The 17,751-nt window shown below is 73.1% G+C and carries 10 protein-coding genes and 1 tRNA gene; 10 read left to right on the top strand and 1 reads right to left on the bottom strand.

What is annotated here, in order from left to right; all coding sequences use genetic code 11:
* The first annotated feature begins 121 nt into the window (after positions 1-121).
* The 5 genes from ACIQVI_RS28730 (at position 122) to ACIQVI_RS28710 (ending at position 5,220) form a co-directional block, all read left to right on the top strand.
* Complete coding sequence (locus ACIQVI_RS28730; protein ID WP_403601023.1) at positions 122-2,128, top strand: MFS transporter; 2,007 nt, start codon at positions 122-124, stop codon at positions 2,126-2,128.
* Positions 2,129-2,259: 131 nt separating this feature from the next.
* Positions 2,260-2,787 carry a DUF1269 domain-containing protein gene (locus tag ACIQVI_RS28725; RefSeq protein WP_401546755.1) on the top strand — a complete coding sequence of 176 codons (528 nt, stop codon included), beginning with the start codon at positions 2,260-2,262 and terminating at the stop codon, positions 2,785-2,787.
* A gap of 143 nt (positions 2,788-2,930) precedes the next feature.
* Positions 2,931-4,025, top strand: a complete 1,095-nt coding sequence (locus tag ACIQVI_RS28720) for a chemotaxis protein (protein WP_403601020.1) — start codon at positions 2,931-2,933, stop codon at positions 4,023-4,025.
* 14 nt (positions 4,026-4,039) lie between these two features.
* Positions 4,040-4,684 carry an FxLYD domain-containing protein gene (locus tag ACIQVI_RS28715; protein WP_403601017.1) on the top strand — a complete coding sequence of 215 codons (645 nt, stop codon included), beginning with the start codon at positions 4,040-4,042 and terminating at the stop codon, positions 4,682-4,684.
* 32 nt (positions 4,685-4,716) lie between these two features.
* Positions 4,717-5,220 (top strand): DUF1269 domain-containing protein, encoded by a 504-nt coding sequence (locus ACIQVI_RS28710; protein ID WP_403601014.1) that lies wholly within the window; start codon positions 4,717-4,719, stop codon positions 5,218-5,220.
* Positions 5,221-5,556: 336 nt separating this feature from the next.
* Here the strand turns inward: ACIQVI_RS28710 and ACIQVI_RS28705 are convergent.
* Positions 5,557-5,632, bottom strand: a tRNA-Arg gene (locus ACIQVI_RS28705).
* A 1,089-nt stretch (positions 5,633-6,721) separates the two neighbouring features.
* On the opposite strand from ACIQVI_RS28705, the gene ACIQVI_RS28700 reads away from it, so the two are divergent.
* From ACIQVI_RS28700 to ACIQVI_RS28680, 5 genes are all read left to right on the top strand, one after another.
* Positions 6,722-12,982, top strand: coding sequence for a DNRLRE domain-containing protein (locus ACIQVI_RS28700; protein WP_403601236.1), 6,261 nt, complete (start codon positions 6,722-6,724; stop codon positions 12,980-12,982).
* 47 nt (positions 12,983-13,029) lie between these two features.
* Positions 13,030-13,206, top strand: a complete 177-nt coding sequence (locus ACIQVI_RS28695) for a hypothetical protein (RefSeq protein ID WP_351970477.1) — start codon at positions 13,030-13,032, stop codon at positions 13,204-13,206.
* Between the two features lie 180 nt (positions 13,207-13,386).
* Entirely contained in the window at positions 13,387-15,717 is a 2,331-nt protein-coding gene (locus tag ACIQVI_RS28690; RefSeq protein WP_403601011.1) for a hypothetical protein, read from the top strand.
* Between the two features lie 40 nt (positions 15,718-15,757).
* Positions 15,758-16,045 carry a hypothetical protein gene (locus ACIQVI_RS28685; protein WP_403601007.1) on the top strand — a complete coding sequence of 96 codons (288 nt, stop codon included), beginning with the start codon at positions 15,758-15,760 and terminating at the stop codon, positions 16,043-16,045.
* A 63-nt stretch (positions 16,046-16,108) separates the two neighbouring features.
* The gene (locus ACIQVI_RS28680; RefSeq protein ID WP_403601004.1) at positions 16,109-17,743 is read left to right on the top strand and encodes a class I adenylate-forming enzyme family protein; all 1,635 of its coding nucleotides are present in this window, start codon (positions 16,109-16,111) and stop codon (positions 17,741-17,743) included.
* The last annotated feature ends 8 nt before the right edge of the window (positions 17,744-17,751 follow it).

Genomic DNA, 17,751 nt, shown 5'->3' with positions numbered 1-17,751 from the left:
CGCCCCGGTTCTCCGGGGCGTCCTGCTGTTAGCGTTTCCGGGCGACGAAAAGCGCGCGTGGACCTCCGCGCGGAGCGAGACGGGACGTACGGGACTACGGGACGCAGGGGAAAGGGCCGCAGTGACCACCGCCGAGCCGACACGCGCCGACCGCGCGGACTCCTGCCCGCCCGATCCGCTCTCCGATCCCCTCTCCGGCTCCTCCGGGGAGGCCCCCGGGGCGGCGTCCCCCGGCTCTTCCGCGTCCTCCACGGGCACGGAGCCCGGTACCGCCGCCCGCCCCGGCCTCCGCACCGAACCCGGTCCCGCGGCCGACGGCGTCCCCCTCGTGCCCGCCGCCGTACCCGCCGCGCCTTCGCTCTCGCGAATACCGCTTCCGGCGCAGCGGCCGGCCCCGGAGCAGGCCGCTCCGGTGCGGCGGCGGAAGCGCCGCCACACCGTCATGGTGGCCACGGGGCTCGCCGCCCTCACCCACGTCCTCTGGTTCTTCCTCGTCGCGAACAGCGGCGGGGACCTGGCCGCGCAGGACGCGTGGGCCGAGTTCGTCGGACGGCACCCGGACTCCGCGTACAACCTCGCCTGGTACGGCGGGATGCACCCGGTCTCGTACAGCGTCGTCTCGCCGTACCTGATGTCGGTGCTCGGCGTCCGCACCACCATGATGATCACCGGCACCCTGTCGGCCGCGCTGACCGCGCTGATCCTGGTGCGGGTGCGGACGGTCCGCAATCCGATGGCCTGCGCGGTCGCGGGCGTCTTCGCCTTCCTCTGCAACGCCCTGTCGGGCCGGGTGACCTTCGGCCTCGGGATGCTGTTCGCGGTCGGCGCGGTCGCCGCCGTCTTCTGCTGGCCGCACCGCTGGCGCCGCAAGCGCTGGGCCAAGGCCGCGGTCGCCGCCCCGCTCGCCGGGCTCGCGACCGCGTGCAGCCCGGTCGCCGGGCTCTTCCTCGGCGTGGCGGCGGCGGCGCTCTTCCTCAACAAGCGGCGCCCCGGCGCGTACGCCCTCGGGCTCGCGCCGGTGGCCGTGGTCGCCCTCTCCTCCTGGCTCTTCCCCTTCTCGGGCACCCAGCCGATGGCCTTCGGCTCGGCCGCGCTCCCGATGGTCTTCGGGATCCTGATCCTCCTCCTGGTGCCGAAGGACTGGCGGACGGTCCGCACCGCCGCCGCCGTGTACACGGTCGGCACCTTCCTGACCTGGGCGATCGACTCGCAGATCGGCTCGAACATCTCGCGGCTCCCGATGCTCTTCGCCGGGGTCGTGCTGCTCGCCGCCCTGCCGTACACCGCGCCGCGCTCGCGCCGCTGGTACGCGCTGCTGCTCGCCTTCGCCGGCCTGAACTTCTGGATCGGCTTCAAGGGCGTCGACGACGTCATCCGCACCGCCCCGGACGCCTCCTGGGCGCGCGAGCTGGCGCCGCTGGTCAACCAGCTCCAGGTGCGGGGCGCCGGCAAGGCGCGGGTCGAGGTCGTGCCGGCCTCCAGCCACCGCGAGTCCTCCGCGCTCAGCCCGTACATCAACCTGGCGCGGGGCTGGAACCGGCAGGCCGACATGGAGCGCAACCCGCTCTTCTACGACGACACCCTCAACGCCGTGAACTACCAGGACTGGCTCGACCGCTGGGCCGTCCACTTCGTGGTCCTGCCGACCGGGGCCCCCGACTCCGGCGCCGAGCGGGAGGCGGAGCTGGTCGACAAGGGCCTGCCGTACCTGAAGCAGGTCTGGTCGGACGAGAACTGGCGCCTGTACGAGGTCGCGGACCCGACCCCGCTCGCGGAGCCGCCCGCCCGGGTCGAGAGCGTGGCGGCGAACGAGGTCGTGATCCGGGTCGACAGCCCCGGCCGGGTCCTCATCCGCGTGCCGTACTCGCCGTGGCTCGCACTCATGGACGAGGACGGCGGCAAGATCGAGCCGCCCCAGGAGACCGAGGAGTCGAAGCTGGCCCGCGAGGAGTCGGAGACCGAGCTCCCCAAGGTCTTCGCCAACGTGGAGGGCTGCCTCTTCAAGACGGAGGCGGACGCGGAGGGCGACGAGTGGACGGAGCTCGTCGCGCCGAAGGCGGGGGTCTACCGCCTGGGCTCCCCGTACAAGCTCTCCCGGGGCACGGCCTGCCCGGAGGAGCTGCGCTGAGCCGCCGCCCCCGGACACCTCCGTAGGACCCCCGGGCGCCTCCACCGAGTCGCGGAAACGGACATCCCGGACAAGGATGTCGGTGCGTGGACCGTGGCGCCCCGCACGGCGCCTTCTGGAGGTGGACAGGGATGTCCGAGCTCATCGTCATCGGCTACGACGACCCCGCCGAGGCCGAGCGGGCCCTCGGCACGGTGCAGGACCTGCAACGGGACCACGTCGTGCGCCTGAACGGGCTCGCGACGGTCTCCGTCGACGCCGACGGGCGCACCCACGTCGACACCTCCAGCCGGGTCGTGGCCTCCACCGCCGCCACCGGCGCCCTGTGGGGAGCGATCTTCGGGATCCTGTTCCTGCTGCCCGGCGTCGGCCTCGTGACCGGCGCGGCCCTGGGCGGCCTGGTCGGCAGGCTCGCCAAGTCGGGCGTCGACGACCGCTTCCGCGAGCAGGTGGGCGATCTCCTGAAGCCGGGCTCGGCGGCGGTCGTGATCATGGCGTCGAAGATCACGGACGACAAGTTCACGGCGGCGATGCAGCCGCACGGCGGCACGGTCCTGAAGACCTCGCTCAGCGACGAGGACGAGCGGGAGCTGTCCGAACAGCTCACGGGCCGGCCGGACGCCCCGGGCCCCGTCCACGTCTCCGCCACGACCCCCTAGGCCGGGCTCCCGCCGCCATGACTTCCCCGGCCCTGGCCCGTACGGGTGCCCCTCCCGTACCCGTACGGGAACCCCGCCCCGTACGCGCGGGGAGATCCGCCCTCGCGGCCCCCCGCCCCTCCCCTCCATCCGAAAGGCCTCCCATGCACCCCGCGCTCAGTGCCGACGCGCTCGCCAAGCTGCGCCAACCCCGCCCGTACCCCGCCGTGTCGCTCGTGATGCCGACCCACCGCCGCGAGCCCGACAGCGCCCAGGACCCCGTCCGGCTGCGCAACCTCCTCGCGCGGGCCGAGAAGGCCCTGGAGGAGGACCCGGCCGTGACGCGGGAGCGGCGCGCTGACGTGCGGGACCAGCTGGAGCGGGCCGCCGCCGAGATCGACCTCGTGCACGCGGAGGACGGACTGGTGATCTTCGTGGCGCCCGGCGAGCACCAGGTGTGGACGGTGGCCCGGGAGGTGCCGGAGCGGGTGGTCCTCGCGGACACCTTCCTCACCCGCAACCTCGTCGCCGCGCAGGCCGCCGAACGCCCGTACTGGGCGCTGACCGTGGCCGCCGACCGGGTCTCGCTGTGGAGCGGCGGGCCGGAGCGGACCGTGGAGCACACCGGGGACGGCTTCCCGTTCGCGCGGAGCCTGGAGCCCCAGGACGTGGAGCGCGAGGAGCGCGTCGGGGACGTGCCGAGCACCTTCCGGGACGAGGACACCCGCGCCTTCTTCCGGGACGCGCACCAGGCGCTGCGGACCGTCCTCGCCTCCGAGCCGCGCCCGCTGTACGTGCTCGGCGAGGCGCCCGCCGTCGCCCTCCTGGAGGAGACCGGGTCCCTGCCGCAGGGGACCACCCCCGTCCAGCAGGGCGGCCTGGGGCACGGGCCCGCGGAGGCGGTGCGGAAGGCGGTGGAGCCCCTGATCGCCGCCCACGAGGCGGCCCTGACGACCACCGTCCTGGCCGAGCTGGACGCGGCCCGGGGCCGGCGGGAGTACGCCGGCGGCCTCGACGAGGTGTGGCAGGCGGCGAAGGAGGGCCGGATCCACCTGCTCGCCGTCGAGGAGCACTTCCGGGCGGTCGTGCGCGACTACGGCGACCACCTCGAACCGGCGGAGGCCTCCGACCTCGACGCCCGCGACGACATCGTGGACGAGATCGTCGAGCAGGCCCTGGAGACGGGGGCCGAGGTCCGGTTCGTACGGGACGACTCCCTGGCCGACGTCGCCCGCATCGCCGCCGTCCTGCGCTACTGACCCCGGGAGACCCCATGAGCACCACACCGACCCGCACCGCCGGGAAGCGGCTCCGCACCCGGGCGGCGGGCGCCGCCGTCGCCGTCGTCGTCACCGCGCTCGGCGCGGCCGGCCTGGTGTCCTGCGACTCGGGAGGGGACGAGGGCCGCTCCCCGACGTTCAGCGACGGCCCCACGCCCCCCGACACGGCCTCGTTCTCCGGCGGCGCCCCCTCCGCCCTCGCCTCGGCGGCGTCCTCGGCGGCCTCCGCCGCGCGCGAGTCGGCGTCGTCCGCGGCGGCCTCGGCGTCCGCGCGGGAGTCGGAGCGCGCGGCGTCGATCGGCGCCGAGACCGAGCGCTCCCGCAAGCAGGCCGAGGACGCGCTGAAGGGCGTGGAGGGCCGGGGGAACGCCCTGGGCGAGGTCGCGATGACGGGCAAGCCGAGGGCCGGGACGGACGGCCGGCTCGCCGTGGTCGTCACCATCACCAACAAGACCGACGAGGAGGCGTCCTACGCGGTCCAGGTCGACTTCCTCGACCCGTCGGGGAAGGTGGTCGAGACGCAGTTCACCGGCGCCGAGGACCTCGCGCCGGGCGGGCGGAAGCAGCCCCTGGTCATCAGCCGGGAACCGGCCGAACCGGTCCTGACGCCGAGGCTCACCAAGGCGCAGCGGTACTGACCCGCCGCCCGTCCCGTACGGAGGAGAGCACCGTGTCCGAGCTCATCGTCATCGGCTACGACGACCACGCCGTCGCCCGCGAGGCCTTCGAGACGGTCCAGCGGCTCCGCGACGACCACGTCGTCGAGCTGAGGGGCCTCGCCGTCGTCCGGGTCGACCAGGACGGCGAGACCCATGTGGACACCCCCGCGAAGAGCGAGGAGATCGCCCTCTCGGCCACGGCCGGGGCGCTCTGGGGACTGGTCCTCGGCATCATCGTCCTCACCCCCGGCATCGGGGCCTTGGGCGCGGCCCTCGGCGGCCTCGTCGGCAAGCTGAACCAGATGGGCGTCGACCGGGGCTTCCGCCAGAAGGTGAGCGACCTCCTCGAACCCGGCTCGGCGGCGGTCGTCGTCATGGCCTCCGAGATCACCGAGGACCGGTTCGCCGCCGCCCTGGAGCCCTTCGGCGGCACCGTCCTGAAGACCTCCTTGCCGGAGGAGAGCGAGCGGGAGCTGGCGGAGCAGCTCATGGGGGCGGGGCCGGAGACGGCCTGAGACGGTCCGAGCCGAAGCTGCCGGCCCTTCCCGTGCGATGTCGCGTCGCGTCGTATCGGGGAGGGCCGGCGGCCTTGTACGTACGCCCGGTTCGGGGCGGCCGGGGCACACGGAAGAAGAGGCCGGCCTCCGTGCGCGTCGGCCCTACTCGTCCTTGCTCGCCGACGGGGGCGCCGTTGACCGCGAACATCCTGCCCCCGGCGCACGGGTGGTCGGCGAACCCGCTCGGGCGCTCCCCCCGCTCGCACAGGGCCCACGCAAACGGCCCCGGACGGATCGTCCGAGGCCGAGCGGGCTCCCTTCCCGGGGAGGAACCCCGGGGCGGGGTCGTGCGCTTGGTGCCCCCGGCAGGATTCGAACCTGCGACACCCGCTTTAGGAGAGCGGTGCTCTATCCCCTGAGCTACGAAGGCGGGGGGCTTGGGAAACCCCTGGAGAAAACCCGGCAACCGGATCTTCGGCAGGGAAGCCAAGCCCGCTGGTCAGGCGCTGTACGGATCCCGCTGGGTGGCATCGCCGCCCGACCGGAGCCGTGTCAACGGCCGACCAGGGAACAGGGTAGCGGATGCACGTCTGTGTGGGGTCTCGGATAGTTGGCGCCCAGGGGTGCGGCCGGGGATGTGGGCTGCTGACCTGTGGTTTTCTCCAGGGCGTTCCCCGAAGGGCGCGTGCGGGACGCGGCTTCGGCGGGCGCGGTGGTCTCCGCGGCCACGGTCACCGCCGGAGCGGTGCTCTGCCTGCCGGAGCGGTGCGTGGCCCGTACCGCCACGTTGTGGGTGCCGGGCGCGAGGGTGGCCCTGGCCGAGGGGCGCGGTACGGCTGTCGGCGCGCGTCCTGGTTCCCCCGGACGGTCGATCGGGCACGCGAGTTCGCCCAGTACGACGCCCTCGCGGAGGCCTGGTGGGGGAGGCCGCGGCAGGGGCTTTCGCGGGGAAAAAGATGGGTGCTGGCATGTATGGATTCGCTGCTCAAGATCGTCAAGAGTTGCCCAGCTGACGGTCCTCCGACAAAGGGGGCCGATGTTTCAGAGTGGAACTGTCATGCGCTGGGGAACGGATGGGGTGGGATGCGTTTCGCTGTGCCGGCGTACGTTCCCCTTGAGCGTTCTCGTGCCGGTGTCCGCGCCCCCGCTGTTCTCGGGGCCACGGGGCACGACCTTCGGCCCCGTCCGCATCGACGCGGCGCCGCCCCGCCGTTCCATCGTGGCGACGTGGCACGGGCGACTGGGTGAACCCACTCGCCGCTCCATCAGGACAGGCCTGATCCGGCCGTAGCGACGGCACACAGGACCACACCCTCGAAGACTCGTCGACCCCGATCACTCATCGCGGGTCGGCGCCGTTCCGATGCCCATGCATCGGACTCATATCACCACGTACTGGCACACGTACAAGAGGAAACACGTGAACCACATACCATCGCGCCCATCGCGGCGTCGCGTGCGCTACAGATCCGAGCAGCTCAGAGGGTTCAGCGGCACGGCGGTCGGCCTGGCCGTACTGATGTCCGTCTCCACGCTCTACGGCTCCGGGGCGGCCGTCGCCACCCCGACCACCCCGGCGGCCCAGGAGCAGCGGAAGCCGGCCGTCCAGCCGGCGACCACGGCGGCCGACATCCCCTCCGCGCGTGTGGCGGCCCGGTTGTCGGGCAAGCGGGTCGAGGCGCTCTCCGAGCGGACCGAGACCTCGACCACCTGGGTCGACAAGGACGGTTCGCTGACCACGGAGTTGTCCGCCGGTCCGGTCCGTTTCAAGGACTCGGACACGGGCGACTGGCGTGATGTCGATGTCGAGCTGGCCGCCCGGGCCGATGGTTCGGTCGCTTCCAAGGCGCATCCGCAGGGTCTGACGCTGTCGGGGAAGACCGGTGTGCCCGCGCGTTCCCTGCGGGCGGCGCAGGCCGCCGCGGCCACCGATCTGGTGACCCTGGGGGAGGGCGACGAGGCGATCACTCTGCAGTGGCGTGGCGGTCTGCCCGCGCCGGTGCTCGACGGTACCCGGGCCACGTACGAGAACGCGGTGCCCGGCGCGGATGTGGTGGTCGAGGCCACCCGTACCGGCTTCGAGCAGTTCGTCGAGGTCAAGGCGCGGCCCGAGGCCGGCTTCTCGTACACCCTGCCCTTGCGGACCAAGGGCCTGAAGGTGGAACAGCAGGCCGACGGCAGTGTGCTGTTCACCGACAGGAAGTCGAAGAAGACCGCGGTCATGCCGGCCCCGGTGATGTGGGACGCCACCGTCGACCCGGTCTCCGGCGAGCACACCCGCCGGGTCGCGGTCGCCATGAAGGTCGTCAGGGCCAAGGGCGGCGTGGACCTCGTCATCACCCCGGACGCCGGCTTCCTCGCCGACCCGGCCACGAAGTACCCGGTCACGGTCGACCCCTCGACCTCGGCGCTCTCCAGCGTCTTCGACACCTACGTCCAGCAGGGCGAGACCGTCGACTGGTCCAGCGACGTCGAGCTCGACCTGGGCAACCCCGGCACGAAGAACGCCGACGGCACCTTCCGCACGGCCCGTTCCTTCGTCTCGTGGAACACCGCGCCGATCGCCGACGCCCTGGTGACGGACGCGAAGCTGTCGCTGTGGAACTTCCACTCCGGCAACTACACCGGCTCCGCCTGCCCCAACCAGCCGTGGGAGGTGTGGTCCACCGGGGCCGCGACCACCTCCTCGCGGTGGACGGCCCAGCCCGCCTGGACCGCGAAGAAGGCCACCTCCAGCGAGACCCGCGGCAACGCCTCCTGCACCGCGCAGCCCGACGGCTGGATCAACGCCGACGTCACCACCATGGTCCAGGAGTGGGCCTCGGCCAAGGCCGCCAAGTCCCACATGGGCCTGCGCGCCACCGACGAGAACAACACCGGCCAGTGGAAGCGCGTCAACTCCGCCAACGCCGCCTCCAACCCGCCCAAGCTGACTGTCACGTACAACTACCGGCCGCGCACGGGCACCAAGCAGGAGGCCGGTCCGCCGTTCTTCTCCTACGGCGGCGCCTACGTGGTCAACACCGTCACCCCGACGCTGCGCGACACCTTCGTCGACCCCAACGGTGACAAGATCAACGGCACCTTCCAGATCTTCGACAACGCCACCAACACCCAGGTCGGCAACGTCCTCGTCTCCCCCTGGACGCCCTCCGGACAGGTCGCCTCCGTGACCGTCCCCGCCGGTGTGCTCACCCACGGCAAGACGTACAAGTTCCGCACGTCGCCCTACGACGGCGCGCACTACAACCTCGGCTGGTCGGAGTGGAAGACCTTCACGGTCGACACCACCAACCCCTCCGCCCCCACCGGCATCACCTCGACCGACTACCCGACCGGACAGTGGGTCAAGGGCGCGGGCCAGGCCGGCACCTTCACCGTCACCCCGAACGGCACCGACCACAACTGGCTCGAATGGTCCCTGGACGGCGTGACCTGGACCAAGGTCGCCACCGGCGGCTCCACCGCCGCCAAGGCCGTCTCCGTCACACCGGCCCAGGACGGCACCCACACCCTCCAGGTCCGGCAGGTCGACAAGGCGGACAACAAGTCCGAGGCCGTCGAGTACACCTTCCACGCCGGCCCCGGCGGATTCGTCCAGCCCGCCGACGGCGAGCGCACCGCCCGCCGTCTGCCGCTGATCGCCGAGGCCAACGCCGCGAAGTACAACGCGGTCTCCTTCTCCTGGCGCCGTTCCGAGGCCGATCCCTGGGTCCTGATCCCGCTCAAGGACGTCCACTCCCAGGGCAGCGCGATCACCGCGTGGCCCCGGCCCCTGGTCAACGGCAAGAACGACCTTCTGGTCTGGAACGCGACCGACACCGTCGACCCGGACGGCTCCGTCCAGATCAAGGCCGACTTCACCGGCCCGAACGGCGCCGCCAAGAGCACCGAGCCCCAGTCCGCGATCGTGGACCGCGACGCCTCCGGCGCCGCGAGCGAGGAAGTCGGACCCGGCTCGCTCAACCTGCTCACCGGTGACTACACCCTCTCCGCCACGGACGCGTCGTTCTTCGGCATGGCCGTGACGCGCAGCGCCTCCTCCCGCACCCCGAACGGGGCCGAGAACCTGGAGGGACAGGCCGCGATCTTCGGCAAGGAGTGGGTGGCCGGCACGACGGCGGAGCTGACCCAGTCCGTCTTCAGCCACGTCCGCAAGGTCTCCGACACGGCGCTCGACGTGGTCCTGGAGGACGGGATGGCCATCGCGTTCACCAGCAACGCCGCCAAGACGGGATGGATCCCGGAGAAGGGCTCGGAGCACCTGACCCTGAGCGGCCGCTTCGACGGTTCCTTCACCCTGTCGGACACCGGCGGCACCGTCACCACCTTCGTCAAGGCCGACCCGGCCGCGCCGACCTGGCAGGTGTCCAGCACCCTGCTCAAGGGGCTGACGAACACCACCACCACCCTGGTGTCCGAGGCCGTCACCGTGAACGGCAAGCGGCTCGCCAGGCCCAAGCGGATCATCGCCCCCACCTCGGCCGTGACCGTGTCCGCCTGCGAGGCGAACCCCGCGACCAAGGGGTGCCGCGTCCTGGAGTTCGTGTACGCGACCGCCACCACGGCCACCGGTACCCAGACCGACGGGCAGTTCGGCGACATCGCGGGCCAGGTCCGCGAACTGCGCCTGTGGGCGACCGCGCCCGGTGCCGCCTCCGGCACCTCGACCGCCGTGGCGACCTATCGCTACGACAGCAACGGCAGCCTGCGGCAGGTCTGGGACCCCCGCCTCTCCAAGGCCGGTGAGCACCAGTACGCCTACTGGGCCGGCCGGGTGACCTGGGTCCAGCCCTCCGGGCAGCTTCCCTTCACCTTCACCTACGGCAACGCGGGCTCCGGCCCCGTTCCCGGCGACGGAATGCTCCTCAAGGTCTCCCGGGCCGCGCTCGTGCCCGGCAGCGTCGACCAGCAGCAGGGCACGGCGTCCACCTCCGTCGTCTACGGCGTTCCGCTCAGCGGTGCCACCGCCCCGTACGCGATGGGCGCCGCGGACGTGAAGGCGTGGGGGCAGAGCGACATCCCCACCGATGCCACGGCCGTCTTCCCGTCCGACTCCGTTCCCGCCTCGCACTCCGGACCGCAGCTCGCCGCGTCCGCGTACCAGCGCGCCACGGTGCACTACCTGGACGCGTCGGGACGCTCGGTGAACTCGGCCGACCCCGGCGGCCACATCGCCACGGCCGAGTACGACCGCTTCGGCAACACCGTCCGTGAGCTGACGCCGGCGAACCGTACGCTCGCCCTCGGGACCACCGCCGCCGAGCGGGCGACCCTGCGCGACCTCGGGATCGACGGACGCTCCGCCGCCGAGAGGGCGCACCTGCTGTCGTCCGTCTCCCTGTACGACCCGACCGGTATGCGGGAGACCGAGACGTTCGGCCCCCTGCACCGTGTCGAACTGACGCAGGACCTCAAGGACGGCAGCACCGTCCTGGTGCCGGCGAACACCTCCACCGCCGCGCGGGCGTGGACCGTCAAGGAGTACGACACGGGTCGGCCCAGCGACGGCAGCGCCGCCGTGAGCAACCAGGTCACCCTCACGATCAGCGGCGTCCGCGTCCGCGACCACTACTCGGTCATGGGCGAGAAGCGGCTGAACGAAACCCAGTACGACTGGGCGAAGGGCCTCCCCACCCTGAAGATCCAGGACCCCGGTGGCCTCAACCTGGTGACCGGCACCACGTACAACGCCGAAGGCAGGGTCACCGGCATCCAGCCTCCCGGCGGCACGGGACAGGACGCGGCGTCCAAGGTCATCTCCTACTGGTCCGGCACCGGCACCGGCTGGTGCAAGGGACGCCCCGAGTGGGCGGACCAGGTGTGCTGGACCGGGCCCGCGGGCGACATCGTCGGAGGCGGCTCCAACCCCGCCAAGGTCGAGGACTCCTCGATGGAGTACGGCCTCTACGGCCAGCAGTCCAAGAGCGTCGACACGGCGAACGGGGTCACCCGTACGCTTTCGGTGGCCTTCGACGCCGCGGGACGGCAGACCACCACCACGATGAGCGGCGGCCTCGGCCAGGCCGTGCCGGTGAGCACCATCACCTACGACCCCGCCAGCGGGCAGCCCGTCACGGTGACCTCCCCCACCGGGGGCACCATCACCAAGCAGTACGACAAGCTGGGCCGGCTGATCTCCTACACGGACGCGGACGGCGGCACCACCACCACGCGCTACGACGCGCTGGACCGCCCGCTGACCGTCACCGACAACGTGCCGTCGACCCGAACGCTCAGCTACGACACGGCGATCGAGCCCCGTGGTCTGCCGACCGGGCTCGTCGACTCCGTCGCGGGCACGTTCACCGCCACGTACGACGCGGCCGGGTCGATCGCCACCGAGCAGCTGCCCGGCGGCTACACCCTGCGGCAGAAGGCGAATACGATCGGCACCACGGTCGAGCGGGTCTACACCCGCGACGCCGACGGCGCCGTCGTCTACTCCGACGCGGTGACGCACGCCGCCAGTGGAAAGGTCACCACCGGCACCAGCGGCACCAGCAGCCGTGACTACACCTACGACAGGGCCGGCCGCCTGACCGTCGTGGAGGAAACCGCCGACTCGGTCTGTACCCGCCGGGCCTACGCCTTCGACAAGCGCAGCAACCGCACCTCCCTCACCACGACCGCCGCACAGCCTGGTCTCGCCTGCACCGCCACCGGAGGCACCACCCGGACCCACTCCTACGACAGCGCCGACCGCCTCGTCGACCCCGGCCACGCCTACGACGCCTACGGCCGCACCACGGCCATGCCCGGCGCCACCATCGACTACTACACCAACAACCTGGTCCGCCGGCAGACCGCCGGCACCAAGCGCCAGACCTGGGAACTCGACTCGGCCCTCCGCTTCCGCGGTTGGACCACCGAGACCAACAGCGGCGGCACCTGGTCCCAGACCGGAGCCAAGGTCAACCACTACACGGGCGACACCGACAGCCCGAGCTGGATCGTGGAGAACGGCACCGGAGCCGTCTCCCGCAACGTCGCGTCGCTGAGCGGCGCCCTGGCCGCCGTCACCGGCAAGACCGGCGACACCGTCCTCATGTTCACCAACATCCACGGCGACATCGGCGTGCGGCTCCCGCTGGACGCCTCGCAGAGCCCCGTGGCCGTGGAGAGCGACGAGTACGGCAACGTCCAGACGGGATCACCGGCGGCCCGCTACGGCTGGCTCGGCGCGTTCCAGCGCTCCGCCGAGACGCCCACGGACACGCTGCTCATGGGCGCGCGGCTCTACTCGCCCGGCACGGGGCGCTTCCTCAGCGTGGACCCGCTGCACGGCGGAAGCTGCAACTCCTACGACTACGTGTGTGCCGACCCGGTGAACGCCTACGACAACGCCGGTACGGCGCAGTCCGGTTGCAAGACCGTCTCGCGCACGTACCGCCTCTACGAGGGAGGGGTGCGGATCCAGCTCGGAACCACCACCATGCAGGCCGAGTTCTGCCTCGACAAGAAGGGCTACATCAAGAGCTCGTGGGCCTGGACGAGCGACGACGAGAGCGGTGTCGCCTCGGCCCTCGGCTGGAAGATCCAGTTCCACGGCGCGTCCCGCAACGCCCGGTCCTCCACCTACCATGAGTGGGGCGCCTCGGGCATGGCCCAGGTCTGCGCGTTCAAGATCTTCTTCGTCTGCGGCTACCAGGAACGCTTCGCCGTCACGGTCGCGTACTCCCGCAACGTCCAGGGCCCCGGCCTGTCGGGCCACAGGCGTTACTCCACCAAGTGGCGCGCCTACTGCACCAACAAGCACTGCGCACTGCGCTTCAGCTAGGAACGCGGTGAGATCGACGATCCGACGCGATGAGAAGGAGTGAAAGGATGCCGGGAAGACGCTTCTGGGGTCTCATCGTCCTGGTGGTGACCGTCGCCTTCTGCGCCGTCGGCTACTACCTCAACGACTACAACCCGAGCGGCCCCTGGGGTCTCGCGGGCCTGGCCTGTGGCCTGCTCGCCGTCCTCGCGGTCAGCAGGTTCCAGAAGAACCGGAAGAAGTAGAGAACCCATGGTGCGGCCACCCGGAGATTCCGGGTGGCCGCACTCGGTCGTTTTCCGGGGGGAAGGGCCGTCACCTGGGGTTTCCGGTGGGGTGGGCTGCCGGGGGCGTGCAGGTTGGGGTGTGTGATTCTGCCGGGGGACGCCCTGTCCTCGTCCTTCCCGTCGGTCGAGAGTGTGCTCGTGAACTTCCTTCTTGTGCTGGTGTGCGGCCTGCTCGTCGGGGGGCTGCCCGCGCTCTGGGCGGCGGTGCGGAGCCGGGTCCTGCGGCGGGCCGTGCTGGGGGGCCGGGCCGTCGGGGTCCCGGCGGAGGTGGCCCGGCGGGCGGAGGACGGGGCTCCGGCGGTGCGGGGGGACCTCTGGCTGCCCGGGCGGGCCGACGTGCCGGCGCACTTCGTCGCGGAGGACTCGGCCGTGCTCGCGGTTCCCCGGGGCGGGCGCGTCAAGGACGTCGTGCCGCTGGGCGCGGGCGGGTTCCGGCGGCAGTCGTTCGTGCGCCACGGTGCCGTGGTGTACGAGGTGCCCGGGACGGGCGACGTCCTCACGATCACCGTGGACCGGCCCGCCGTCGAGGTCGTGACCCGGGCCCTCACCGCCCGGGGCGACACCGGGGCGGGGGACGACGGGCTCCGGACCGCCTGGTGGCACCGCGTCCGCGTGCCCTGCCTCGCCGCCCTCCTGCTGAGCGGCGCGTTCGTCCTGGGGCTCGTCGGCGCCCACACCTTCGGCCTGGGCCGCGAGGTCACCGCCGAGGTCACCGGGACGAAGGGCGGCATGTGCCGGGTGGTGTGGCAGGACCCCTGGGACCCGTCCCTCACCCGCCACGCGCGCGTGGACTGCTACGAGGGGGAGAAGGCCGGGGACCCGCTGCGGATCAGCGCCCGGCCCTGGCCGGTGCGCGGCGAGGCGGCCGACCTGGACGTCCTGTACGTGACGGCCTTCGGGGCGTCGGTCCTCGGCGTCGCCGGGGCGGGAGGCGTCCTCCTCGCCTCGCGGACCGGCGCGCGCCGGCTGCGGCTGCTCCGGGAGCACCTGCGGAGCGGCGGCGGGTCGGTCCCGGGCCGTGCGGCGGGCCGGGTGGTGGTGCCCCGGTGGAGCTGGGCCGCCGGGGCGGTCGGCCTGGCCGGTCTGGCCCTCCTGACGTCGGCGTACGGATTCGGGCAGCCGGTGCGCGCCGAGGTCACCGCGGCGACCGAGTACGGCTGCGCGGTCGCCTGGACCGACCCCTGGGACGGGGTCCGGCGGACGGCCGAGGTCGACTGCGGCGAGGAGGCCCGCGGGGACCTCCTGGAGATCAGCGCGCTGCCGTGGCCCCTGCGCGGGGAGGCGTTCGACCGGGACTTCACCCCGTTCGTCCTCGGGATCCCCACCGCCGTCGCCCTCGGCGCCGCCCTCCTGGGGGTCGCCCTGCGCTCCCGCCGGGCGCGCGCGACCCGGCCCCTCGTCCTCACGGCCGCCCCTCCGGCGGACCGGGACGGCGGGACCGGCGGGTCCGGCGAGGTCAGTGAGGTCAGTGACACCGACGAGACCGACGACACCGGCGACGTACTCGACCGCCCCCGGCTGGCCGCGCTGGCCCGGCTGCTCCACGAGCGGCACGCCCTCGCGGGCGGCGCCGGGAAGCACCGCCCGGAGCCCGACCCGGCCGCCGGGCCCTGGTGGCGCTCGCCGGTGCTGCGCCGCGTCGTCCTCGCGTCGGGCGTCGCCTGGGGCGCCCTGTTCGTCCTCGCGGTCACCGCGCTGTGGTCGGGATGGTGGTGGGGGACGGCCTACCAGCAGGCCACGGGCCGCACGGAGCGGGCGACCGCCACGGTCCAGTACCTCCACGAGGAGTTCCCGCTGGAACCCTGGCCGCTGCCCGGCGCGGTGGAGGTCCGCTTCGACACGCGGGACGGCCGCCGGGTCGTGACGGACGTCGAGTACGGGGCCTCAGCCCCGGCCGAGGGGGACGCCGTCGAGGTCGAGTACGTCGTCGGCCGGCCCTCCGCCGCCCGGATCACGGGCGACCCGGGCCTCGGCCGCGGCCTGTGGGCGAGCGGCGCGGTCGCGGTCGCGGCCCTCGTCCGCCTGGTGTGGTGCGCGGTCTCCACCGGTCGGGTCCTGCGCCGGCTGCTGCGCGCGGCGCGGCAGGGGGAGGCCCGGGACTTCGACTACCTCCTCCTCCCGCCGTCCGGCGAGGAGCCCGAGGACAAGACGTTCCTCCTGGTCCTCTTCGAACCGGGGGCGTCACGGCCGACGGCCACCATGGACGCGGCGCCCGCGGCGGCCTCCCTCCCCCCGGAAGGGACCCTGGAGATACGGACCCTCCCGGAGGCCCCCGCCTTCGCCGTCGCCTGGACCGCGGGCCGACCGGTCTGGCCGAGCGGCCCGTTGGTCCTCCTCGACGAGAACGACAACGACAACGACAACGAGGGCGAGGGCGAGGAGAACGAAGAGGAGGAGTTCCTCCGGCAGTACGTGACGACCCTCGTCCCGCCCGGCGTCGCCCTCGACGTCCCGGCCGCCCGCGCATGACCCATGGAAGCCGTGAAGGCAGAGGAGAGGGAGACGACCGATGGACGTCATCGTGCTGGCGGTCGAGGAACCGCCGGTCGCCGCGAAGGTTCTCGTGCTGTTCTGCGGAATCTGGTTCCTGGGATGGGGGACGGTCTTCCTGACCCGGGCACGCGAGGTGAGCGGATTCTTGGCGAAGGGGATCTCCTCGACGGGGCACCCCCGGTCCTCCGCGCCGCCCGGCGAGACCCGCGTCCGAGGGCTCGGTGCGGCCGGCCTGACGGTCGGCGTCCTCTGCCTGGCCTACTCCCTGGTGCTGTTCCTCCAGGGCCTGTCCGCCCGTGGTTGACCTCCCCGACCGCAGGCGCCTAGCGTCGGCCGTCCGGCGGGGTGGACGTGTGGGAGGTGGCCGGTGGGCGGCGGGATCGGGAGGCTGACGGCCGGTGGGGCGCCCTTCGCCGTCGAGGGCGGGGCGTACGCGCACGGGCCCCGGACCCTGCGGGAGTTCGTGGAGGCGACCTGGGGGTACGGGGACCGGACGTTCCTCGTGCACGAGGGCGTCCGGACGACCTACCGGGAGTTCTTCGACGAGGCCTGCGGGCTCGCCCGGCGGCTCGTCGGGGAGTACGGGCTCGTGCCCGGCGACCGGGTCGTCGTCGCCATGCGGAACCTGCCCGAGTGGCAGGTCGCCTTCTGGGCCGCCCAGCTCGCCGGGCTCGTCGCCGTACCGCTCAACGCCTGGTGGACCGAGGGCGAGTTCGCGTACGCGCTCGACGACTGCGCGCCCCGCGCGCTGCTGGTCGACGGGGAGCGGGCCGGGCGGACGCGGGCGTGGGCCCGGGAGCGGAAGGTGCCCGGGATCGTCTTCCGGGCCCCCGCCGAGGAGGGGTTCGACGCGTACGTGCCCGACCGCGACCCGTACCCCGGGCCGCCGCCCGTCGACGTGCTCCCCGAGCACGACTCCACCATCGTCTACACCTCCGGCACCACCGGCCGTCCCAAGGGCGCCGTCGCCACCCACCTCGCGCAGGCCGGGGCCGCGATGAACCCCCGGTACTTCGCCGCCGCCGCGGCCCTCGCGCGCGGGGACGTCCCCGGGACCGGGCCCGCGCCCGTGTCGCTCACCACCTTCCCCTTCTTCCACGTCGCCGCCTTCACCTCCTTCTACGGCGTCATCGCGGCCGGCGGCACCCTCGTGACCATGCGGAAGTGGGACGCCGGGGAGGCCCTCCGGCTGATCCGGGAGCACCGCGTCACCCACTACGCCGGGGTGCCCACCACCGCCCTCCAGCTGCTCGAACGCGCCCGGAGCGAGGCCGACCCGCTGGAGAGCCTCACCCTGCTCAGCACCGGCGGCGCCCCCGCCCCGCCCGGGATCGTCGCCGGGCTCACGGAGGCGTACGGGGAGCGCGTCGAGCCCCGCAACGGCTACGGGCTCACCGAGACCTGCGGCGGCGTCCTGGCGAACTTCGGCGCCGAGTACCGCGCCCATCCCGGCAGCGCCGGCCGGCCCTCGCCCGTCACCGAGGTGCGGATCGACCGGCCCGACGCGGACGGCGTGGGCGAGCTGTGGCTGCGCGGCCAGTCCCTGGCCCGGGGGTACTGGGGGAACGAGGAGGCCACCCGCGCCGCCTTCACCGACGACGGCTGGTTCCGGACCGGGGACCTCGCGCGCGTGGACGCGGACGGGCGGGTCTCGGTCGTCGACCGGCTCACCGACATGGTGATCCGCGGCGGCGAGAACGTGTACTGCGTCGAGGTCGAGGCCGCCCTGCACGCCCACCCCGACGTCCTCGACGCCGCCGTCCTCGGCGTCCCCCACCCCCTCCTCGGCGAGGAGGTCGTGGCCGTCGTGCGGCGCCGTCCGGGAGCGGCGGCGGACCCCGAGGCCCTGCGGGCGCACGTCGGCCGGAGCCTCGCCGCCTTCAAGGTGCCCGCCCGCGTCCTCGTACGGGAGGAGGAGCTGCCCCGGAACCCGACGGGGAAGGTCCTCAAGCGGGAGCTGCGCGGGCTGTTCGAGGGGCGGGAAACGCCCGTTGCCGGGTGACCGCTCCA

This window comes from Streptomyces sp. NPDC098101, assembly GCF_044760185.1.
Classification (GTDB): domain Bacteria; phylum Actinomycetota; class Actinomycetes; order Streptomycetales; family Streptomycetaceae; genus Streptomyces.
This window is presented reverse-complemented; position numbering and strand designations above follow the sequence as displayed.

Coding starts and splice junctions, on each gene's coding strand:
- ACIQVI_RS28725 (WP_401546755.1), top strand. CDS start 2,260: ATGTCCGAGCTCATCGTCATCGGCTACGACGACCCCGCCGAGGCCGAG.
- ACIQVI_RS28720 (WP_403601020.1), top strand. CDS start 2,931: ATGCACCCCGCGCTCAGTGCCGACGCGCTCGCCAAGCTGCGCCAACCC.
- ACIQVI_RS28715 (WP_403601017.1), top strand. CDS start 4,040: ATGAGCACCACACCGACCCGCACCGCCGGGAAGCGGCTCCGCACCCGG.
- ACIQVI_RS28700 (WP_403601236.1), top strand. CDS start 6,722: ATGTCCGTCTCCACGCTCTACGGCTCCGGGGCGGCCGTCGCCACCCCG.
- ACIQVI_RS28695 (WP_351970477.1), top strand. CDS start 13,030: ATGCCGGGAAGACGCTTCTGGGGTCTCATCGTCCTGGTGGTGACCGTC.
- ACIQVI_RS28685 (WP_403601007.1), top strand. CDS start 15,758: ATGGACGTCATCGTGCTGGCGGTCGAGGAACCGCCGGTCGCCGCGAAG.